The organism is Nonomuraea sp. NBC_00507, from assembly GCF_036013525.1.
Classification (GTDB): domain Bacteria; phylum Actinomycetota; class Actinomycetes; order Streptosporangiales; family Streptosporangiaceae; genus Nonomuraea.
Genome location: NZ_CP107853.1, coordinates 5,894,201 through 5,914,639 on the forward strand (window position 1 = coordinate 5,894,201; position 20,439 = coordinate 5,914,639).

At 68.3% G+C, this 20,439-nt stretch carries 25 protein-coding genes; 13 read left to right on the forward strand and 12 right to left on the reverse strand.

The genetic code is table 11. The annotated features are described in order from the left end of the window. The first annotated feature begins 32 nt into the window (after window positions 1–32). On the forward strand, window positions 33–290 hold the full coding sequence (locus OHA25_RS28575) for a hypothetical protein (protein ID WP_327590532.1): 258 nt from the start codon (window positions 33–35) through the stop codon (window positions 288–290). 44 nt (window positions 291–334) lie between these two features. Here OHA25_RS28575 and OHA25_RS28580 read toward each other — a convergent pair whose 3' ends face one another. The 7 genes from OHA25_RS28580 to tnpA all read right to left on the reverse strand — a co-directional run bounded on the left by OHA25_RS28580 (window position 335) and on the right by tnpA (window position 6,031). Beyond that, the gene (locus OHA25_RS28580) at window positions 335–745 is read right to left on the reverse strand and encodes an HIT family protein (RefSeq protein WP_132622911.1); all 411 of its coding nucleotides are present in this window, start codon (window positions 743–745) and stop codon (window positions 335–337) included. A 272-nt stretch (window positions 746–1,017) separates the two neighbouring features. Continuing rightward, window positions 1,018–1,614, reverse strand: coding sequence for a DUF6262 family protein (locus tag OHA25_RS28585; protein WP_327590533.1), 597 nt, complete (start codon window positions 1,612–1,614; stop codon window positions 1,018–1,020). Next, complete coding sequence (locus OHA25_RS28590) at window positions 1,611–2,696, reverse strand: tyrosine-type recombinase/integrase (RefSeq protein ID WP_327590534.1); 1,086 nt, start codon at window positions 2,694–2,696, stop codon at window positions 1,611–1,613. Before OHA25_RS28590 ends, OHA25_RS28585 begins: the two co-directional genes overlap by 4 nt. Before the next feature lie 32 nt (window positions 2,697–2,728). Continuing rightward, window positions 2,729–4,210, reverse strand: coding sequence for a hypothetical protein (locus OHA25_RS28595; RefSeq protein ID WP_327590535.1), 1,482 nt, complete (start codon window positions 4,208–4,210; stop codon window positions 2,729–2,731). Beyond that, a complete protein-coding gene (locus OHA25_RS28600; protein WP_327590536.1) occupies window positions 4,207–4,692 on the reverse strand; it encodes a tyrosine-type recombinase/integrase in 486 nt (161 codons plus the stop codon). The genes OHA25_RS28595 and OHA25_RS28600 overlap by 4 nt, the downstream gene beginning before the upstream one ends. Before the next feature lie 358 nt (window positions 4,693–5,050). Next, window positions 5,051–5,380, reverse strand: coding sequence for a hypothetical protein (locus tag OHA25_RS28605; RefSeq protein WP_327590537.1), 330 nt, complete (start codon window positions 5,378–5,380; stop codon window positions 5,051–5,053). A 222-nt stretch (window positions 5,381–5,602) separates the two neighbouring features. Next, window positions 5,603–6,031: an IS200/IS605 family transposase gene (gene tnpA, locus OHA25_RS28610; RefSeq protein ID WP_327590538.1), complete on the reverse strand. Its 429-nt coding sequence runs from the start codon at window positions 6,029–6,031 to the stop codon at window positions 5,603–5,605. A gap of 23 nt (window positions 6,032–6,054) precedes the next feature. On the opposite strand from tnpA, the gene OHA25_RS28615 reads away from it, so the two are divergent. Together OHA25_RS28615 and OHA25_RS28620 are read left to right on the forward strand one after the other, a co-directional pair. Beyond that, window positions 6,055–7,368: an RNA-guided endonuclease InsQ/TnpB family protein gene (locus OHA25_RS28615; protein ID WP_327582889.1), complete on the forward strand. Its 1,314-nt coding sequence runs from the start codon at window positions 6,055–6,057 to the stop codon at window positions 7,366–7,368. A gap of 134 nt (window positions 7,369–7,502) precedes the next feature. Next, window positions 7,503–7,643: a hypothetical protein gene (locus OHA25_RS28620; protein ID WP_327590539.1), complete on the forward strand. Its 141-nt coding sequence runs from the start codon at window positions 7,503–7,505 to the stop codon at window positions 7,641–7,643. A gap of 59 nt (window positions 7,644–7,702) precedes the next feature. Here OHA25_RS28620 and OHA25_RS61505 read toward each other — a convergent pair whose 3' ends face one another. Then, window positions 7,703–8,407: a helix-turn-helix domain-containing protein gene (locus tag OHA25_RS61505; RefSeq protein WP_442942147.1), complete on the reverse strand. Its 705-nt coding sequence runs from the start codon at window positions 8,405–8,407 to the stop codon at window positions 7,703–7,705. A 231-nt stretch (window positions 8,408–8,638) separates the two neighbouring features. Here OHA25_RS61505 and OHA25_RS28635 point away from each other — a divergent pair, with 231 nt between their 5' ends. The 3 genes from OHA25_RS28635 to OHA25_RS28645 all read left to right on the forward strand — a co-directional run bounded on the left by OHA25_RS28635 (window position 8,639) and on the right by OHA25_RS28645 (window position 12,045). Next, window positions 8,639–9,460 (forward strand): oxidoreductase, encoded by an 822-nt coding sequence (locus OHA25_RS28635; protein WP_327590540.1) that lies wholly within the window; start codon window positions 8,639–8,641, stop codon window positions 9,458–9,460. A gap of 72 nt (window positions 9,461–9,532) precedes the next feature. Next, window positions 9,533–10,426: an ABC transporter ATP-binding protein gene (locus OHA25_RS28640; RefSeq protein ID WP_327590541.1), complete on the forward strand. Its 894-nt coding sequence runs from the start codon at window positions 9,533–9,535 to the stop codon at window positions 10,424–10,426. Continuing rightward, window positions 10,423–12,045, forward strand: a complete 1,623-nt coding sequence (locus tag OHA25_RS28645) for an ABC transporter permease (RefSeq protein WP_327590542.1) — start codon at window positions 10,423–10,425, stop codon at window positions 12,043–12,045. Before OHA25_RS28640 ends, OHA25_RS28645 begins: the two co-directional genes overlap by 4 nt. 14 nt (window positions 12,046–12,059) lie before the next feature. Here the strand turns inward: OHA25_RS28645 and OHA25_RS28650 are convergent, their stop codons facing one another. Beyond that, window positions 12,060–12,869: an MBL fold metallo-hydrolase gene (locus tag OHA25_RS28650; RefSeq protein WP_327590543.1), complete on the reverse strand. Its 810-nt coding sequence runs from the start codon at window positions 12,867–12,869 to the stop codon at window positions 12,060–12,062. An 8-nt stretch (window positions 12,870–12,877) separates the two neighbouring features. Continuing rightward, window positions 12,878–13,075 carry a hypothetical protein gene (locus OHA25_RS28655; RefSeq protein ID WP_305922660.1) on the reverse strand — a complete coding sequence of 66 codons (198 nt, stop codon included), beginning with the start codon at window positions 13,073–13,075 and terminating at the stop codon, window positions 12,878–12,880. A gap of 163 nt (window positions 13,076–13,238) precedes the next feature. On the opposite strand from OHA25_RS28655, the gene OHA25_RS28660 reads away from it, so the two are divergent. Next, a complete protein-coding gene (locus OHA25_RS28660; protein ID WP_327590544.1) occupies window positions 13,239–13,697 on the forward strand; it encodes a hypothetical protein in 459 nt (152 codons plus the stop codon). A 1-nt stretch (window position 13,698) separates the two neighbouring features. After that, on the forward strand, window positions 13,699–14,424 hold the full coding sequence (locus OHA25_RS28665; RefSeq protein WP_327590545.1) for a class F sortase: 726 nt from the start codon (window positions 13,699–13,701) through the stop codon (window positions 14,422–14,424). Here the strand turns inward: OHA25_RS28665 and OHA25_RS28670 are convergent, their stop codons facing one another. Beyond that, window positions 14,425–16,485, reverse strand: coding sequence for an acyl-CoA dehydrogenase (locus OHA25_RS28670; protein WP_327590546.1), 2,061 nt, complete (start codon window positions 16,483–16,485; stop codon window positions 14,425–14,427). A 56-nt stretch (window positions 16,486–16,541) separates the two neighbouring features. Then, window positions 16,542–17,066, reverse strand: coding sequence for a GNAT family N-acetyltransferase (locus OHA25_RS28675; protein ID WP_327590547.1), 525 nt, complete (start codon window positions 17,064–17,066; stop codon window positions 16,542–16,544). Between the two features lie 83 nt (window positions 17,067–17,149). Here OHA25_RS28675 and OHA25_RS28680 point away from each other — a divergent pair, with 83 nt between their 5' ends. From OHA25_RS28680 to OHA25_RS28700, 5 genes are all read left to right on the forward strand, one after another. Beyond that, the gene (locus OHA25_RS28680) at window positions 17,150–17,680 is read left to right on the forward strand and encodes an AAA family ATPase (protein WP_327590548.1); all 531 of its coding nucleotides are present in this window, start codon (window positions 17,150–17,152) and stop codon (window positions 17,678–17,680) included. A 232-nt stretch (window positions 17,681–17,912) separates the two neighbouring features. Beyond that, window positions 17,913–18,281: an RNHCP domain-containing protein gene (locus tag OHA25_RS28685; RefSeq protein WP_305922666.1), complete on the forward strand. Its 369-nt coding sequence runs from the start codon at window positions 17,913–17,915 to the stop codon at window positions 18,279–18,281. A 1-nt stretch (window position 18,282) separates the two neighbouring features. Beyond that, window positions 18,283–18,687, forward strand: coding sequence for an RNHCP domain-containing protein (locus tag OHA25_RS28690; protein ID WP_327590549.1), 405 nt, complete (start codon window positions 18,283–18,285; stop codon window positions 18,685–18,687). A gap of 76 nt (window positions 18,688–18,763) precedes the next feature. Beyond that, the gene (locus OHA25_RS28695) at window positions 18,764–19,612 is read left to right on the forward strand and encodes an alpha/beta fold hydrolase (protein ID WP_327590550.1); all 849 of its coding nucleotides are present in this window, start codon (window positions 18,764–18,766) and stop codon (window positions 19,610–19,612) included. A 354-nt stretch (window positions 19,613–19,966) separates the two neighbouring features. Next, a complete protein-coding gene (locus tag OHA25_RS28700; protein WP_327590551.1) occupies window positions 19,967–20,332 on the forward strand; it encodes a hypothetical protein in 366 nt (121 codons plus the stop codon). The last annotated feature ends 107 nt before the right edge of the window (window positions 20,333–20,439 follow it).

Consider the following 20,439-nt stretch of genomic DNA (forward strand, 5'->3'; position numbering starts at 1 on the left):
CCGCCCCTCAATGACCAGCCAGGAGCCCCACCATGACCACGCTCGAACGCGCCCTCGCCAAAGCCCTCACAGAGATCGTCATCGGGCTTGATCTCAGCGCCGACGACGCCATCGCGCCCGAGGCCGCGATGGAGGTACTCCAGCCGGTGATCGACCTCCTGCATGACCTCCCCAAGCAGAACCGGCAAGCCCTCGCCGAACTGATCAACCAGTGCGCGCAGGAGGAAACCGACCCCGAGCGGCATCTGACGGCCTGGGAAGCGCCTGAAACCCTGGGTCACCTGGCATGAGGGCATCGCTGCTCAAGGCGTCCAGCCAGGGCCTGGGAAGACCCTCAGCGACCTGCGGTGACCCGCTCCAAGACCTGCTCCAGTTCGTGGGCCGGGGCAAGCGGGGAGCTCCACGTCAGACGCAGGTCGTCCCCGCGCCAGCGCGGGACCACATGCACGTGGTAGTGGAAGACGTCTTGGCCGGCGGCCTCGCCTGTGTTGTGCTTCACGTTCACGCCCTCAGGGGCAAGGGTCGTCTTCAGCACAGCCGCGACCCGATGCACCATGTCGGCGACCTCGCCGTGAGAGGTCTTGGAGATCTCCCACACGTCGCGCGCATGCACGCGCGGAATCACCAACGTGTGTCCCGGAGACGCAGGTCTGATGTTCAAGAACGCAAGCGTGTGCTCATCCTCGAGGACCCGATAGGACGGCAAGAGACCTGCCACGATCTTGCAGAAGGTGCAGTCGCTCATCCACGCAATGATCGCATCCGGCGGGCGTACTTGCCTCACATGATTGACAAGATCATCTCTCTTTGACCTGGAGGAAGAGGCTAACTGCCCCAGATTACAATGGCCGCTGTCGACCTTGACGGATGATCGTCACTTGAGCAAGACGATCAGCTCTCGGCCGGAGCCGCTTCGCTGTCGGCCAGGACCCGGTAGACAGACTTCCCACCGAAGCCGACTCCTCTGAATTGATCACCGGTGTGTCCCCGACTTTGCAGCCGATCTCTCGAGGCGTTCTAGTCGGGCGGGCCGGGTAAGTGGCCGGATTGACCAAGTACCTGGGCTTCGAGCTGGGCGATCCGGCGATCGGCGAAGCGGGAGTTGGACCGTGCCGCTTTCAGCCGCTCTTCCAGCCTCTGGTTGCCCTGGGTCAACTGGCGGACACGCTGCTGAAGCGCAGTATTAGCTGCGACGATCCGCTGGGCGGCCTGGGGCGAGATCTCCTGCTGCAGGTCGCGGATCTCCCCCATGAGCACCGCGATACGCTCGCGCTGCGTCTGGATCTCGCTCATCGCCTGCTTGAGAGCGTCCTCGGCGTTCAGCGCGCGTTGCCGCCAGGACGTCTCCTCTTGAGCGTCGGCGATCTCCTGGTTGTGCTGGCGCCGGCTGGTGTCTCGGGCTAGGGCGTCGGCCATCAGCGCGCGGGCGTGGGCGTTTTCGTACAGGAATGTGCGGGAGACCTCGGCCCGCCGGGCCACCAGTGGGTAGGTGATCGGCACTTTCTGGCGTGCGAGCTGGACCAGGGCGTCATGGACCCGCTGGACCCTAGCCTGGCTGCTACGGCGGCGGGCCTCGACGGCAGCCGCGATGCGGCCGAGCTCGGTGCCGCTCACGCGCCCTCCTCCAGCCCTTCGTCGAGCTCATCCAGGTCAATGGCGTCGCCGCCTTCCGGGTCTGCAGCCGCGAGCTGGGAGGCGCGAAAGCCGATACTCCAGACCCGCTGGAAGTAATCCTGAGGGCGACGCAGGTCCAAGGCCAGCGCCTTGTCCAGCAGGCCCAGCGCCGACAACGCGCTCTCCAGACCGTCGATGGCCCGGGCGGTGGGCTCGAACACGCTGTGCAGGTAGTCGGCGACCTCATCGGTCGGGGCGCGCTCGGCGTGCGAGGCCCACTGCTCGCGTTTACGCCGCCAATACAGCAGATCCGCGCCGGACAGGACGAAATTCTTGCAGTTGTGGCAGTCCAGGTTCCACGGACAGGCACCACCGTCGACGACGGGCTGGAAGGTGCAAAAGCCGCCCTCGGTCGGGGTGCTGCGCCGGGTGAGGTTGACCGCAAGGGCCTCGGCCTCCTGGCGGGTCATCGTGGTGCCCCCGTCACAGAGCAACTCCCCTGGGTTGTCCGCGCCCGGGCCGGAGACCCAGACATGGTGCAGCACGTCCTCGATGTCGGACAGGGCGACCTGTGCGTAGTGCTCGGCCATGCGGACCGAGACGTGGCCCAGGTAGCGCCTGATGTGGTGCAGGCCCGCGCCGTGGCGCAGCAGCTTGGTCGCCAGGGTATGGCGGGCCTGGTGGGTGACGTAATGGCCGCCGAGATCAAGCCCCTTGACCCAGGCACGGAAGCAGGTGGAGTACCAGCCATAGGACATGGCCTTGGTGCCGGAGCGGTTGCGACTTCGGCGGGGAAACAACGCCAGGTCCGACTTTTCCTGCTCGGTCGGAGCGCGGCCATGCAGCCGGGTGAAGCGCGCGATCGTCTTGTCTTGGCGCATCGTCAGGACGCGGTAGAGGGATTCCGGGATGCGGATAGCTTGATCAAAATTGCTGACCTTGGTTTGGTCGTGCCACAGCATCGGCAGGTCGTGATAGCGGCCCAGGCAGTCCAGGCGGAGGTTGACCACCTCACCGCCGCGCCGCCCTGTTGCGACGATGGCTTCCCAGATGTCGCGAAGCCCGCTGTCGAACCTGTCCATGCCCGCCAACTGCTGCAGGTTGGCCTCATCAGTCAGCGCCTGGGCGACATCGTCGGGGAAGGGCCGCCGGCGCGGGCGAGGGTTGATCCCTCCTCCGGTCGGGCGGCGAGGATGAAGTGGCGATCCAACCCCAGCCGGTCGGCCGCTCCGGAATCGAGGGCGAATCGGAACAGCCGGTGGACGGTGCTGAACACGTACATGCGGGTGATGGCGGTGACGATCGAGGGACGGCCGTCACGCCGATGGATGCCCCGCGCGAGCAGGCCATGGCGCTCACGATGGCGCATGTCCGCCAGGAAACGATGCATGTGCTCGGCCCGCAGCACTGTCGGGTCGTGACCCGCGCCGGAAACCTCGGCCTCCAAAAAGGCGCTCAAACTCACCGCGCCGCGGCGCAGGCCGTCGAAGGTGCCGCCGCTGCGCGGGCACCGTGGCGAGCGCAGCAGGTCGGCCATGACATCCCAAACAAGGTCGCGCAGCCAGCGCTGGGTGATGTCGGTCAGGTCGTAGTGGCTTTGACGCTGGGTGAAGCGGACCCCGAAATGGTCCGTCTCGATGAATCCGGCCTCCCGGGTTTGTGCGGGGGTGAAATAGATCAGCCTGAGCTCGTTGAGCATCTCGGTGACGATCGCTTGATGGGGTCTGCGCAACGCGGCGACGTCCAGGTCGGCCACCGAGTTCAGATCACGTTCGCGGCAGATGTTGACCAGGCCCTGCAGAAGCGGAAGCCGCCATTGGGTGCGGTCCCCTTCGGTGTGTTTGACCAGGGTCCATTGAATCTCGGCCCGGGCCAGCGGCCGCAGCCCAAGCAGGTTGAGCTGCCCGACCACCAGGCGCGCGGGCGCGCGGGCGCACCAGCGCCGGAACTGATCCTCATCGACGTAGGAGACCGGTGTCGGCTTGCCTCGCCCGTCGTAAAACCGGGCCCATCGTGACGGCAGGCTAGCCCCGCCGGGGCTGTCGTGGCGCTGGTAAGTCAGCCGGTGGAAGCGGCACAGCAGCAAGGGGGACTCGGCCAGATCCTCACAAGCGGTGACAAGACAGGACCCGAAGCCGGGAAAAGCCTCCTCACTCAGCACCCACTGCTCGAAGGCGAGCGAAGGATCGAAACCGACGGCATGATGCCAACGATCACCATGCCGGACACACAGCCGCTGGATGGGGCCACGGGCCGGCCGCTCCGGACAGATGATGCATCGGGGCTGCTCGCCTCCACGCAGCGGTATCAGCGGTTCCTCAGCCGCGATGAAGGCGGCGAAGGCCAGCCAGTCACGATCGGCTCGGCGCCACCGCTGCGCGTGCAGGGAGCACAGCTTCGAGCTGGTGGCGGGGTGGCGTTGACAGCCGTGAACGGCACAGCGCCACCGGAACGTCGGATGGTCCGACGGAATGTGCACGATCTCCTGCCGGAACAGCGGATCGACGTCCGCTCTGTCGAGTAAGGACAGGAGCTGGCCGAGCCGAACACCAACACGATGATCAGGGTGAGCTTGGACGTACTGCGCCGTGCTCATGGTTGTCCCCAGACCGTGCGCAGGGCCCGCTCGAAGACCGGATCGTGAATGTCGACGTGCGCGTAGATCTCATCGACCACCGCGGTGGAAGCCCACCCGCCCGCATCCCGAGCCACCAGCAGGTTGCCGTCGGAGGCATCGAGAACGGCAGTGGCGAAGGAATGCCGGAATTCGTGGGGGCGGATCCTGCCCAGGCCCGCCCGCTCACCCGCCCGGCGGAGCATCCCCCGGGCGGCCGCGGGCGCCCACGGCCGTCGTGACCCGGGCCGTGCAGCTGAACCAAGAGCATGCCGTGCCCGGCCTGGCGTGGGTACTCGGTGGTCATGTACTCGAAGTACGTGTGAATCATTGCCGGGCTGACGCGTTTGATCAGGCCGCCGCGGACGGTGCCGTTCTCCACGCACCAGGGGTATCCGGTCTTGGCCCGTGCTTGGTTGGGATTGGCGTCCCGGTGGCAGACATGCACGTGGGGCGAGCGGCACTCACCGCACGCGGCCTTCTCCAGCAAGTGCAGGTCGGCCAGGTGGAGGCCGCACAGCTCACCGATCCGGAACCCTGCATCGGCCAGCCAGATCACCACCAGCCGGTCGCGGGCGGACAGCACCGCTTCAGCGAGCCGGGCACGGGCCCCCTCGGGCAGCATCTTGGGATGACGCCGCCGGCCCCGTCGCGGCGCCAACGGGTTGCTAGGAAGCTCGCGAGTCAGGTGTCCGAGCAGCGCCCGCTCACGGTCGGCACGCGTCGGCAGCCGGAAAAGGCTGAGCTGTTGCCCGAGTTCACGGTTGACGCCCAATGCTGCTTGGTGCAGGTAGAACCCCTTCAGGCACGCCGCCATCGTGGTCAGCGTGTCAGAGTTGAAGGGGGGTCGGTCGGCTCGCCAGGGCTCCCCGTAGGGGCCGCGCCACTCCGCACCCAGCGCGGCCATGTAGTGGCCAGATCACGCAGCGACACCGCCTCCAGGGCCAGGGCCTCACGCTCTAACCATCGAAGATGATCCACGAGCAGGTAGGCGTAGGTCCGCTGCGTGCCCGACCGCTCGTGTCTCCGGAGAAATCGATCCGCCGGCTCATGGACCGTGCCCTCCGGCCAGACGATGGTGAACGATCGATGGCCATCATGGTGGCTGATCGACTGCACCCGCAGGTCGTTGATGACCAGTCTGCGTCCCATCCGTCCTCCAATCACTGCGTCGCGAACGTATCGACGACAGGTGGTAAAGGAGGTCAGAACGCGTCCGAAGAGCAGCTTGGCGTACGTCACGTACACCTGAAGCAGCGGTGGGAAAACTACCAAAATGTGCTCGGGCGTTTATGCCGGGGGTGAAGGCCCACGTGGGAGTGCCCGCTAGGGCGCGAGTGTGCCCTGACCTTTCAGGTTTGTCGGCAGCTTCACTCACGCAGGTCGTTTCTGCTGCTCGATGTACTGCTTGAGCGCGGCGAGGGGCGCGCCGCCGACCGATCCGGCGAAGTAGGAACCGGACCAGAAATGTCCGCCCCAGAGGTGTTTGCGCACGTGTGCGCTGTATTCCTTGCGAAGCATCCGAGCCGAGACCCCTTTCAGTGAGTTGACGAGTTTGGACAGGGCGACCTTGGGCGGGTAGTGGACCAGCAGGTGGACGTGGTCGTGCTCGCCGTTGAACTCGCGCAGTTCGACCTCGAAGTCGGCGCATACCTCGCGCATGAGTTCCTCGCAGCGGATCAGCATCTCGTCGGTGAACACCCCACGCCGGTACTTTGTGACGAAGACCAAATGGGCATGGAGGTGGTAGACGACATGTCGTCCCGTTCTCACATCGGGGTTCGGATTCCAGCGCGGTGACATAAACCAAAGGATATGATCAGTGTGTGGAGAAGGTGAAGCGGACTCGTGCGCACGTGGCGCGACTCGACCTCAGTCCGGCCCAGGTGGCCGTTTTGGACGGTCAAGCGCACACCGCGCGTGCCTTGTGGAATCTGCTCCATGAGTTCACGACCTTCCGCCAGGGCCGGTTCGCCTCCCTGAAGGAGTGCGATGCGGCGATTCGGCAAGCCCGCCACGAGATCGAGTGGATGGGGCAACTGCCCGCTCAGGCCGCGCAAGCCGTGCTGAAGTCCTACCGGCAGGCGTGGGCGAACTACTTCAACCCCGACCACCCGGCCAAGCGCCCGACGTTCAAGGGCCGGTTCTCCTCCCGGATGGCCGTGGACGTCCCCCAGGCCCGCGACTTGCAGATCACCCGGATCAACCGCAGGTGGGGCGCGGTGAACCTGCCCAAACTCGGGCGGGTGAAGTTCCGCTGGACAAAGGATCTGCCCGGTGTCACCAAGGGCGGACCACCCGGCAGGGTCACCGGGGCTCGCCTGGTGAAACAAGCCCACGGATGGAACATCGTCTTCCGTATCGAGCTGCTCGTATCCGCGCCCGTCCCGCATACCGGGCCGAAGGCCGGCATGGATCGAGGCATCACGGTCCCCCTCGCCCTGTCCAACGGGGAACACTTTCGGCACGGCCCGTGGCTCTCCAGCGGGCAGAGCGAGCGGCTCTTGCGTCTGGAGCGCAAAAGCGCCCGTCAGCGTGCCACCCGCGAGAAAGGCGCCCCGGTCTCCAACCGGGAACGCCGCACCTACGACCAGATCGCCCGGCTCCGCGCGATAGCCAAGCGCCGAGCCGTCGACTGGCAGCATCAGAGCACGATCGACCTCGCGCGGCGGTTCAGCGCGATCGTGGTCGAAGACCTGAAAATCACCGACATGATGGCCTCGGCGTCCGGGACCGCGCAGGAGCCGGGGGCCGGCGTCGCCCAAAAGCGGGGCCTGAATCGCTCGATCGCGGGCGAGGCGTGGGGCCGAACGGTGCAGTTCCTCACTTATAAGAGCGCCGACCGCGGCGGCGTGGTCGCCAAGGTCCGCCCGCACGGCACCAGCCAAGAGTGCCACCGCTGCCACACCACCACTGCAGGATCTCGCGAAACGCAGTCGCGGTTCGCGTGCAAGAACCTGGCGTGCGGATGGATCGGCAACGCCGATACCAACGCCGCCCGAAACCAGCTTCATCGGTACAACTTTGCCGCCGGACGGGCGGTCACAGGACGTGGAGACTCCGGGATACCGGGGCCTGTGAAGCGTCAAGCATCCTGTCCCACAGTCTCGCCCGCACCCGCGCCGCGAGCTGCTGCGTAAGCAGCACAGGAATCCTCCACACTCATTCATGTGGAGGAGCACGTCAAAAGCATCAGATCCACGTTGTTGTTGTTGTCATCGGCCTGAACATCGGCATCCTGATCCAGTCCGCACCGCAAATCTTCGGCGACGTCATGGGTGAGATGTTCGGGCTCCTCGCAGCCGGAGTGCTCGGCCCCGGCCGGCCCACCATCTATGAGCTGGCCGAGGGGCCGAAGGCACTCGCGGCATTGGAAGCGCGGGCCACTGTGGGCAAGCTGGCACTGCTGCCCTGAGCAGACCGTGCACGAGCGCCGGCTCCAGGGCACGCTGCGCCAAGGGGCCAATGCGGTGATCAGTCCCCGGTGCCGGAGAAGGTTCGACGATAATGTTCGGCCGCCTGGGCCATGTCGCGGCTCAGGAGGTCGAAGAACCGGCTTGCGGTCTTGAGCCGGATGCTGGCGGGGGATTGGGCGCCGAGAAGATCGACGCCTTCCCGGATGGTGTCCGCCCACAGCGCCATCGACCGGGTGCCCACCAGCCACGCCCGATACCAGACCTCATCGTCGATGACGTACCGCTCACGCCGGTTGTCACGCTCGCGGGTGACGAACCCCAGTTGCTCGAGCGCGCCGACGGCCTTGGAGATCGACGCGGGGCTGACCCGCAGCCGCTCGGTCAGGTCGGCGACGGTCAGGTTGCCGGAATCGCTGGTGAGCAGGCAGACCATCACCCTGGCCGCCATGGGCGGCCACCCTCCTGACATCAGCCTGGTCAACCTCTGCTCGTACTCCCGTACGGCGAGGGGATCACGCTCGTCGGCGTTCGCGGTGGCGGGCGTGCTCAGTGGCGAGCTCGGCCGGCGGCGGGCGCGCCATCCGGTCGCCTGCTGGGCCCGGGCCGCGTGGTAGCCGTGCGGGCCGCCGTTGCGTGCGATCTCGCGGCCGATGGTCGACCTCGGCCGCTCCAGGCGGCGGGCGATCTCCGCGTACGTGAGCCCTTCCGCCAGCCCCTCGGCGATCGTGCGGCGGTCCTCGTACGTCAGGCGCCCTCCCGGCATCGATCCTCCCCTTGTCGCGCGCCTGCACAAGTATGTCCCCAGCCATGGCTGATTGCGACACGGCATCGAGCCGGTTGCATTCGCTGACAATGTCGTTGCACCAATTGCTGCCCTCTGAGCTGCGACAACGCCGCTAGTCACTTGCCTACAGCTCGAACGCAGCCGTAGCTTTCCCTGTGCGTGAACAATGAGCGCCCCCGGACGGCATCGCATCCCAAGGAGATCCCTGGCATGGCCGCCAAGATATGTCTCGTCACCGGTGCCTCATCCGGCATCGGCCACGCCACCGCACTCGAGCTCCTGCGCGGCGGCCACATCGTCTACGGCGGAGCGCGGCGGGTGGGCAAAATGGCCGCGATCCGCGAAGCAGGCGGTCACACCCTGCCCATGGACGTGACCAAGGAAGAAGATCTCCAGCGGGTCGTCCGTACCATCCTGGATGAGCACCAGCGGATCGACGTCCTGGTGAACAACGCGGGCGCCGTCGTGCACGGCGCGGTCGAGGACACGCCTCTGGCGACTGCCCGAGATCAGTTCGAGGTCAACGTGTTCGCACCGGCCCGGCTGACCCAGCTGGTCCTGCCGCGGATGCGGGAGCGGCGATCAGGCACGATCGTCAACGTGTCCTCGATCGGCGGCGAGATCGCCTTGCCGCTCGGTGCCTGGTACTACGCCTCCAAGCACGCCCTGGAGGCCTTCTCCGACACGCTCCGCATGGAGGTCGAGCCGTTCGGCATCGACGTGGTCGTCATCCAGCCCGGCATCATCAAGACGGACTTCGAGGCCGGGACCGCGCGGCAACTACGGGAGACCTCGGGAAGCGGCGCCTACCGGCAGATGGCCGAAGCCATGGCGCGCGCAGCCGAGACCCAGCTGGGCGAGGACACCCCGGCCTCCGACCCCGGCGTCGTCGCCACGGCGATCCGGCAGGCCGTCGAGTCGGCCCGGCCGGACACTCGCTACGTCGTGGGCTGGCAGGCCGAAGCTCTCCTGAGCCTCAACAGATCCCTCCCGGACCGCGAGTTCGACGCCCGGGTGACCGGCCGGCTCTAAATGATCGAGGCCTGAGGAGATCGCGGGTCGCCTCCTCGCCATGCTCAACGAGGCCCGCTCATCGGAGAAACCATGATCCCTGCCATCGCCACCTCCGGGCTCGTCAAGACCTTCGGGCCGGCACGCGCCCTCGACGGGCTCGACCTCACCGTGGACACCGGAGAGGTGCACGGTTTCCTCGGCCCGAACGGGGCGGGAAAGAGCACCACCATCCGCATTCTGCTGGGCCTGATGCGCGCCACCTCCGGCAGCGCCAGGCTGCTGGGCGGTGACCCCTGGGCCGACGCCGTCGCGTTGCACCGGCGGCTGGCGTACGTGCCGGGCGATGTGGAGCTGTGGCCCAACCTCACCGGAGGCGAGGCCATCGACGTGCTCGGCCGGCTGCGTGGCGGGCTCGACATCAAGCGCAGGAACGAGTTGATCGAGCGGTTCGAGCTCGATCCCCGGAAGAAGGCGCGGACCTACTCCAAGGGCAACCGCCAGAAGACAGCCCTCGTCGCCGCCCTCTCCGCCGACGTGGAGCTGCTGATCCTCGACGAGCCCACGAGCGGGCTGGACCCGCTGATGGAGGCGGTGTTCCAGCAGGTCATCGCGGAGGCCAAAGCCGCCGGCCGCACCATCCTGCTGTCCAGTCACATCCTCGCCCAGGTCGAAACCCTCGCCGACCGCATCACCATCATCCGGGACGGGAAGGTCGTGGAGTCGGGGACGCTGGCACAGCTGCGGCACCTCACCCGGACGACGATCGTGGCCGGCACCGCCACCCCGGTCACCGGCCTCGACCGGTTGCCGGGCATCCACCACGCGAAGATCGAAGACGCAGGCGTGCGGTTCAGCGTGGACGCCGAACACCTCGACGCCGCCGTCCGGCACCTGTCTGGGTTCGGCATCCGCTCCCTGGTCAGCCATCCGCCGACGCTCGAAGAGCTCATGCTCCGGCACTACGCGACTAGGCGGGCGGCATGACCGCGACGGCTTCCCCGGCGCGGGGCCGTACCGGATCGAGAGCGCCGGGCGGCCACCTGACCTGCACCGGCGCGATGGTACGGCTGGCGCTGCGCCGCGACCGGATCAAGCTGCCCATCTGGGTGCTCGCCATCACGGTCCTCGTCCCGCGCTTCTACCACGCGGCCGTGACCGCGGTCGTCCCGACGCCGGAGGCCATGGCCGAAGCCGCGCAGATGATCCAGACGTCGTTCATGAGGGTGCTCGGCGGGCCCCTTTTCGGCGACGTCACCTCGCAGCGTTACTTCCTCGCCGCCTACTGGGTCGAGTTCCTGCTGGCCGCCGCGCTGATGAACGTCCTGCTCATCACCCGGCACACCCGGGGTGAAGAGCAGACAGGCCGGGCCGAACTCATCCGGGCGGCCGCCGTGGGCCGCCACGCCCAGCTCACCGCCGCGTTGATCGTCGCCCTGATCAGCGATGTCGTCCTGGCGGTCTGCACCGCCGCCGCGGCGATCAGCCTAGGCTTTCCCGCAAGCAGCGCGTTGCTGTTCGGCGCCTCGCTCGCCGCGGCCGGGCTGGTGTTCGCCGCGGTCACCGCGGTGACCGCCCAGATCACCGAGCACACGAGAGGCGCCGGCGGGCTCGCCGGCGCGGCGCTCTTCGTGGCGTGGATTCTCCGCGGCGCGGGGGCGATGCAGAGCCAGGAGGGCGGTCCGCTGTTCTGGCTGTCGCCGATCGGCTGGTCGCAGCAGACCCGGGTGCTGGCGGACGAGCGCTGGTGGCCACTCGGCCTCTCGGCTGTGCTCACCGGGCTCCTGGTCGCCGGCGCCTACACGCTGGCGAGCCGCAGGGATCTCGGTGCCTCCTTGGTCGCCCCGCGTCCCGGCCGGCCCTCGGCGCCTTCCTGGCTGCGCTCGCCGTTCACGCTCGCCCTGAGACTTCAGCAGGCGACGATCGGCTGGTGGGGAGCCGCGTTTCTCGGCGTCGGCCTCGTCCTGGGCGGCATGACCGGCGGAATGTCGAACACCGATCTGCCGATCTTCGCCGGGGCGGACTTCGGGCGAGCCTGGATCAGCCTCATGGTGTTCACCGGCTCCCTCTACACCGGCGTCTTCGCGGTCCTGTCGGTCATCCGGCTCCGGGGGGAGGAGGTGCGCGGCCGCATCGGTCCCGTTCTGGCCGGGCCGACCGGCAGATCGACGTGGCTCGGGTCGTCTCTGCTGGTCTCCGCGCTCGCCGGGGTCATCCTGCTGGCGGTGTACGGTGCCGCGCTCGGCATCGGCGCCGCCGTGTCGACCGGCGATCTCGGCCTCGTGGGAGAGACCATCGGGGCGACCCTGCTCCGCGTCCCGGAGGCGCTGGTGCTGCTCGCCGTCCCCGTCGCGCTGCTCGGGCTCGCCCCCCAGGCCATGACCGTGGCCTGGGCCGTGCTCGTGTACAGCGGGTTCGTCCAGATCCTGGGGTCCTACTGGGGGCTGCCGGGATGGGTGACGAACACGTCGGTGCTGTCCCACCTCCCCTGGCACCCGTTGGGGTCGTTCGCCCCGGTGGCCACGGTGGTGCTGGCCGCACTCGCCGCGGCGCTGACAGGCCTCGGTCTGTACGGCCTGCGCCGCCGCGACCTCGCCGAAGGTTGAGCCGCCGCCGCGGATCAGTGGCGGATGAGCCGGTGCGGGGCGAGCTCTCGGGTCTCGCCCCGTTCCAGGTAGACCAGCCGGTCGGCGTGCCCGGCCTGGTCGATCTGCCGCCGGAAGTCGTCCAGCGGCGAGCTGAAGACGGTGTAGTCGTCGTAGTGCACCGGCACCACCGTCTTGGGATTGATCACGTCCACCCATGAGGCGCCCTGCTCGCCGTCCATGGTGACCATCAGGGTGCCGAGCCTGGTGCCGCCCAGGTGGACGAGGGCCAGGTCGATCTCCGGGAAGCGGCGCGGAATCGCGTCCAGGCGGCGGTCGAGCAGCGTGTCGCCGCTGATGTGCAGGCGCAGCTCGATGCGCTCGTCCCGGTTGTAGAACTCCAGCATCGTGCCGATCACCGGCGGCAGCAGCGCCTCGGCCGCGCCGGGCGCGTGCCTCGCGGGCAGGGCGGTGATCACGACGGTCCCGCCGTGGCCGCGGAGCTTGTGCTGCTGCCACTCCTCCAGGCCCACGCTGCTACGGAACCCCCGCCAGCGCAGCTTGCGTGCCGCTGTGGTGGTGGTGATGATCGGCGTGTCCCTGTCGAGGCCCCGCCGGGCGACCCGGTCCCAGTGGTCGCCGTGCAGGTGGGACAGCACCACCGCGTCCAGGGTGGGCAGATCCTCCATCTCCACAGCGGGGTCGGTGAGCCGGCGCGCGCTCAGGCCGAATCCCAGATACGCCCGCTGACCCCGATGCAGGAAGTTCGGATCCGTCAGCAGCGTGAAGCCGTTGTAACGGATCAGCGTGGTGGCGTTGCCGATGAACTGCAGGCTTCCCTTCACCTCTGGCCTCACTCCGGATACGGCGAGCGCTGGCCGGGAGGCACGCCGCCGCCCTTGCCGCCGCCTTTGCCTCCCTTGTCGGTCCCGTGCGGGCGGATGGTCCGCCGCTTGGCGCCGCTCTTCGTCTCAGGTATGGCGTGGGCGGATGTGGAGTCGGTGGCCGCCTTGCCTGATCTGCGAAGTTCGGGCTGTTGTGGTTGACTCATGGCTTTTGTCCCCCTAACGGAGTACTTCTGCCACGTCGGCGGCCGACCAAACACTCCGTATCCGCCTGTTTCACTTCGGTCACATTACTTGACTCGCCGTCCAATAGTTCGCAAGGCTCACTGCTGCATCGGGGGGCGACAGCCGACGAATTCGGGAGCCTTCATGGCAAGAGCGCGACGTCTCGCGGCCGCTGGAGCGGTCACGGCATTCATGGCCGCAGGAGTGAGCCTGGCGGCGGGCATCGGCACCGCCTCCGCACAGTCCGGCCCTGAACTGCCGGACGTGGTCCCCACCTGCCTCCTTCCACTGCCGATCCTCTGCGACGAATCCCCGCAGGACGACACCTCCTCGAGCACCCCCGCACCCGAGGATTCCTGGTCGGGCGAGCCCGCACCGGACGAGGAGCCCTGGGCCCACCAGCCAGGTCCCGAGGCGAATGAGGATCCGTGGCGGCCGGCGAGCGAGCGCGAGCACAAGGTGCCCGATGGGCATCCGGAGACCGGCGGGGGCGGGCTCACGCAGGACGGCGCGGTGTGGCCGTTCGCGCTGGGCGGGGCCGCGCTGCTGACCGGGGCCGGGCTGGCCGGGTTCGCGGTACGGCGCCGCGGGGATGCCGCCTAGGGTGGCCAGCAGCTCGCGCGCTCCCGCTGAAGCGGCCGGTGGGTCGCGCACTCCTGCCGACGCGACGCGCGGGACACGTGCTCGCGGAAATCGGCTGATCCTGGCCGTCGCGGGCGTCATCACTCTGGCCGGGGCGCTGCTGATCTGGTCCGGGCTGAGCGGCATCGTGGGCGGCGAGCCCGAGACGACGCCGGTCGCGACCGCACGCCCGGCGCCGATCATCGGCGTGCCGCTCTCCAAGATGGCCAGGCCCATGGAGGCCGCCCGTCCCACCGCCGTCTACATCCCGTCCATCGGCGTCGCCGCGCCGCTGACGGAGCTGGGCCTGGACACGCGCGGCGCCATCGAGAACCCGCCGCTCGACGCCCCGAACCTGGCCGGCTGGTACCGCTACGGCCCCGTCCCCGGCCAGCGTGGCGCCGCCGTGATCACCGGGCACCTCGACACCAGGAGTGGCCCCGCCGTCTTCGCCCGCCTCAAGGAGGTCAAGCGCGGCGACCAGGTCCAGGTGCTGCGGGCCGACCGCTCGGTGGCCGTCTTCGTCGTCGACAAGGTCGAGCACACGCCGAAGGCGCGCTTCCCCGCCAAGAAGGTCTACGGCAAGCTCGCCTATCCGGGGCTACGGCTGGTGACCTGCGGCGGGGCGTTCGACCGGCAGGCGCACAGCTACCGGGACAACACGATCGTGTACGCGCACCTGGCGGCCCCGTACTATCCCAAAGGCTGATCACGGGTCCCGCGGCAGCCCCAGCACCCGCTCGGCGATGATGTTGAGCTGCACCTCCGTGGTGCCGCCGCCGATCGTGAACGCGCGGGTGGTGAGGATCATGCGGTTCCAGTACGGGTCCGCCGGGGCCAGCGACCAGCAGAACTCCGAGATCGCCTGCGCGTGCCGCATGCCGAGCAGCTTGCGGACACTGGAGGCCGCTCCGGGATCCGTGCCGGACAGCTTCGAGAGCGTCACGCGCAGGCCGAGCGCCGAGATGGCCTGGCCCTCCGCCCACAGACGTCCTGCCTGCTCGCGCTGCGCCTGCCGGAGCTCAGGCAGGCTGGCGATCAGTTTGACCATGTCGGTGTGTTGCGAGCCGGGACCCCAGGAATCGCCGAGCGCGACGCGTTCGTGGGACAGCGTGTCACGGGCGACCCGCCAGCCTGCGTTCACCTCGCCGACGACCAGGTCGTCCGGCACGAAGACGTCGTCGAGAAACACCTCGTTGAAGATCTCCTCGCCGTTGATCTCCTTGAGCGGCCTGACGGTGATCCCGGGGGAGGACATGTCCACCAGGAAGTACGAGATCCCGTCGTGCTTCGGCCTCTCAGGCGCGGTGCGGGCGAGACAGATGCCCCAGTGGGCGTACTGCGCGAGCGACGTCCAGATCTTCTGCCCGCTCAGCGACCAGCCGCCCTCCACCTTCGTGGCCTTCGCCGACAGCCCGGCCAGGTCGGAGCCGGCTCCCGGCTCGCTGAACAGCTGGCACCAGACGATCTCGCCGGTCAGCGTGCCCGGGAGGAAACGTTCCTGCTGCTCGCGGGTGCCGTACCGGACGATGGACGGGACCGCCCAGGCGGCGATGCCCAGGTTCGGGCGCTTGAGGTCGCGGAACTCCTGGTGGATGATCACCTGCTCGAGCGGGGAGGCGTCCCTGCCCCACGGCCTGGGCAGGTACGGCATGATCCAGCCCTCGCGGGCGAACCTCGCCCGCCTGGCCGCCGGCTCCTCCGCCCGCAGTGACTGCGCCTCCGCCCTGATCGTGTCCCTGACGGCGGCGGCCTCGTCGGGCAGGTCCGGCTCCATCGCCCGCCGCGTGCCCTGGACCGCCAGGCCGGTTGCCTCCTCCGCCCAGGGGCCGGGGTCGCCGGCCAGCATGCGGTCGGACAGGGCGCGGCGGTAGTAGCGGTGGGCGTCGTGCTCGAAGGTGTAGCCGATGCCGCCGAGCACCTGGATCGCATCCGCCGCACACCGCACGGCCGCGTCGGGCCCGAGCACCGCAGCCACCCCGACCGCCAACCGCGTCTCATCCGAGAGGCCGGTGTCCCCGACGGCGGTGTCCATGGCCCGGGCGGCGTCCCAGACGGCGGCACGGGCCTGCTCCAACGCCACCAGGGCGGCGGCCACCCGGTGCTTGACGCCCTGGAACTGCCCGATCGGCCGGCCGAACTGCTCGCGGACCTTGGCGTAGCCGGCCGCCGTCGCAACCGCCCACGCCGCAATGCCGCACGCGTCGGCGCCCAGCAGCGCCGTGGCGAGCTCCCGTACCGGCGCGTGGGGGAGCACCCGGTCGGCGGGGATCTGCCCGCGCGGCGTCACGGAGCAGAGGGCGCGGTCGAGATCGACGCTGTCGGCGGGCTCGGCAGCGACATCGTCACGACCCAGCACCGCCCACGCGCCACCGCCTACCGGCAGGAGGAAGAGGTCGGCGTCGCACGCCCCCAGGGCGAGCAGCCCGGCACCGGCGACCGGGGCGTCGGCGGGGAGAGCGACGGTCGCGGTCATCGAGCCGTCGGCGAGCGCCTTGACCAGGTCCCCGTACCGGTCGCCGCCTGAGCGGGCGAGAACCGCCGACGTCAGAACCGTAGGCAGGTAAGGGCCGGGGACGCGCCGCTCGCCCAGCACCTCGAGCGCGACGCACAACTCCAGCAGCCCGTACCCCTGCCCGCCGTGCTCCTCCGGAAGATGCAGCCCCAGTAGCCCTTGCCCGGCGAGGGCCGCGTGCTCGACGGTCCGCTCCGCCAGCCCCCGAACGGAGGCGGCCAATGCCAGGTGTTCCTCGCTCAGCCCGATCCCCATGAGCCGAATCTAGAACCTTATTCGGTCAATCACCAGCCGGACCCGGAAGGAGCCCTTCACTCCTGCCGGGTGGGCTGCACCGCCCGACGGCGCGTCAGCACGCGAGTGGTGCCCCCGTCATCCTCTGCTATGTCCCGGACGTGCTCGAATCCGATCCTGTTCAGCACGGCCAGCGAGGCACTGTTCGACGCCGCCACGGTGGCGTGCACCTCCGTGAGCCCCAAGGAGTCGAAGCCGTAGGCGACGATCGCCTCGGCCAGTTCTCTCCCCAGTCCCGATCCCCACATAGCAGGGGCCAGTGCGTAGATGATCTCGTAGCCTTGGACCACGTCGGTCTGCTTGATCTCAGCGTGTCCGATCAAACGGCCGTCCCGGCGAACGGCCCAGACGTCGAACAGATCCTGGGCATAGACCTTCGTGAAGATCCGTCCGAACAGCGCGCGGTCCTCCGCCTCGGGAGCAGGACCGTCGCCCATCCACTGCGAAACCCTCTGGTCCTGGAACAGGGCGACGAAGTCTTCCTGGTCTTCGGGGACGTACGGCTCCAGCAGCAGGCGCTCAGTGCGCAGAGTCGGGGTCATGGACGGCGAAGCTAGCCGTGCGCCGCTCTCCCGGCAAATCGCCTCGATCGCTCCCTCGCGACTGCTGCGACAGTATTGACGGCATGCTCATCGTCATCGGCGGCCTGCCCGCGACAGGAAAGACCACGCTCGCCCGCCTCCTCGCCGCGCACATGGGCGCCGTGCACCTGCGCATCGACACCATCGAGCAGGCGATCGTCCGTTCCGGCCTGGCCGGTCAACCCCTCGGCCCCGCCGGCTACGCCGTCGGGTACGCCCTGGCCGGAGACCACCTTCGGGGCGGACTCACCGTGATCGCGGAATCCGTCAACCCGCTGGCGATCACCCGTGACGCCTGGCGAGACGTGGGGACCGAGGCGGACGTACCGACCGCGGAGGTGGAGGTGATCTGCTCGGACCCGATCGAGCACCGGCACCGTGCGACCTCGCGCTCGACCGACATCCCTGACCTCCACCTTCCCGACTGGCAGCAGATCATCGACCGCGCCTACGAACCTTGGGATCGGGAGCACATCGTCATCGACACGGCCGGGCAGACTCCAGACGACTCGCTCAATGTCCTTCTGCGCGCCCTGCACGACGGTCGGCACGCCGGCGAAAACCATTGGCGGTAGGCCATCCGGCGCCGTTACCCTCGCACGTGGCCGAGTCGAACGGGCGGGTCATGCCGCCGTGGAAGGGGTGGGTTGATGTCTGGCACCGCGCCAAGTGCGCCTCGACGTGTTGCCGGCGAATCCTGCCTCTGACGCATCACATCTGACATCGTCCACGGGGCCGGGCCGGCCGCGGCTGGCGCACTTCCTTGCTGTCTTCACCCCCATTCGTTTCCGGCAAGGAGTACCCGCGTTGTCTGCCAACGGCAAACCACGTTCCATCGTCAACACCGAGACCTTCCAGTGCGTCCGCTGCGGCCTGACCGTGACGGCGACCGCCCCTGACGGCACCCGCCGCAACCACTGCCCGAGCTGCCTGCACTCGCAACACGTGCTCGACCGTATGGAGGGCGGCCCGTCCGAGTGCCGCTCGCGGATGATCCCGATCGCGATCGCGGTCCTCCGCACCGGCGACTGGATGATCATCCATCGCTGCACCCGTTGCGGTGAGCTGACGTCCAACCCCATCTGCGGGGACGACAACCAGCTCATCCTCATGCGCATGGCGGTACGCCCGCTCGCGCAGCCGCCGTTCCCGCTCGAGGCGTTCGGCGACCTGTGACATGCCCAGGAGGAACCCGGCCCGGGAGAGGCCGCAACGGCGCAAGACCGCGCACCATCATCGGGAGTCCGCCGACGCGTTCCGCTGCGTCGGCTGCCGGCTGGACGTCCCGATGATCGCGCCGGGCACGGCGCACCGCAACCACTGCCCGCACTGCCTGACCAGCCTGCACGTCGACCACCGCATTCCGGGGGACCGGCGGGCGGGCTGCCGGGGCCGGATGGCGGCGCTCAGCGTCACCGTCCGGCCGGACGGTGAGTGGCTGATCATCCATCACTGCCAGTCCTGCGGCGAGCTCAGCGCCAACCGCATCGCGGGCGACGACAACGCGCTGGCGCTGCTCCGCATCGCCATACGCCCGCTGTCCGACCCCCGCCTGCCGGTCAACGCCCTGCTCGCCCTCTGATCCTCACCGGGGCCGTGCGGTACGGCCCCGGTGAGACACCTGGCGCTCGGATTCCCTGGTCGTTAGGCTCGGCCGGGTGGTGAAAGAGCTGACGCTGGATCTTGGCGACGACCGTACGCTGCACGTCTACGACACGGCTGCCGGCGATGCCGATGATCGGCTGACGGTCTTCTGGCATCACGGCACGCCCAACATCGGCACGCCCCCGGAGCCCCTCTTCCCGGTTTCTGACCGGCTCGGCATCCGCTGGGTGTCGTACGACCGCCCTGGTTACGGCGGCACTACCCCTGTTCCCGGCCGGAATGTGTCTTCGGCGGCCGAGTACGCCCAGCGCGTCGCCGACGCTCTGGGCATCGCCAGGTTCGCCGTCATGGGTCACTCGGGCGGCGGCTCGCACGCCCTGGCCTGCGCCGCCTTGCTTCCCGACCGGGTGCTGGCCGCCGTGAGCGTGTCGGGACTGGCTCCGTACGGCGCGGAGGGGCTCGACTGGTTCGCCGGCATGTCCGCCTCGGGCGAGGCCTCCCTGCGTGCCGCCGTCGCGGGACGCGCGGCGAAGGAACGGCACGAGGCGACGGCCGAGTACGACCCGGAGATGTTCGCCCCTGTGGATCATGCGGCGTTCACCGGTGAGTGGTCCTGGTTCGACAGTGTCGTCGGCCCCGCCCTGGAGGGCGGCCCCGGAGGGCTGATCGACGACGACCTCGCGTACGTCGCCCCGTGGGGTTGTGATCCCGGCCAGGTGACCGCTCCGGTGCTGCTCATGCACGGCGGTCAGGACCGGGTCGTGCCCAGTTCACACGGTGAATGGCTGGCCCGCCACTGCCCTCGGGCCGAGCTGCGGCTCTACCCGGAGGACGGGCACATCTCGGTTCTCCATGCGGCGGCTGACGCCTTGGAATGGCTCGGCGTGAACGCCGCTGCATGAGGCCTCAAAAGTCAAACGTTGCACGTGTTTCGATCTGAGCCATAAAGGCGGCTCAGCCCCACATTCACCGGAGTTGTCCGACGCTGCGCGGCGCACGCGGATCCGGGCTCAGCTTTCGCCACCGAGGGCGAATAAAACCGGCAAATCGCCTCATTTTGTTTTATTTCATGAAAGCTTAAATAGGGCCATGGATGCGTTAGAATCAGGCAAACACACGAAAGCCCCCCGTTTACTGCACACTTATCCAGGAAAGAAGATGCACGGATAGCATATTTGGCTGCCATTCATCAACATTTTCCCAATCATCCGGAAAATATTGAGAACAGGGCAACCGAACCTTTGGGGGGAAATTCAATGCCCAAGTTCAAGACTGCGACCGGGGCTCTCGCGGTCAGCATCGCCATGTCCGCTGCCGCCGTCACGCTGGCCACTTCCTCGACCGCCTACGCCGGAGGCGCGCCGCCACAGCCCAAGGGGCAGCCCGTCAAGGAGCAGCCCGTCGTAAGCCACGCCAAGCCAAAGATCCACCACCACTACAGCTACTACAACCGCCAGAAGCAGAAGGCCCACCTCTGGATCCACAACAACAACCATCAGAACCAGCATCAGGTCGGGCGTCAGGACCAGGACCAGGCCCATGCCCAGGTCGAAAAACAGATCTCAGACAACACGTCGTTTGCAACCGCACCGGCGTCCGCTGACGCTGACGCTGGCTCGTAGTCCCGTCGAGCGCTCGCAGGAGCGCGTTGAACGGTCAAGTGGCGATCACGTGACCTTATCCAGGTCGTAGTGAACCGCGGCAAAGTGCCTGTGTCCCGCAGTGGCTT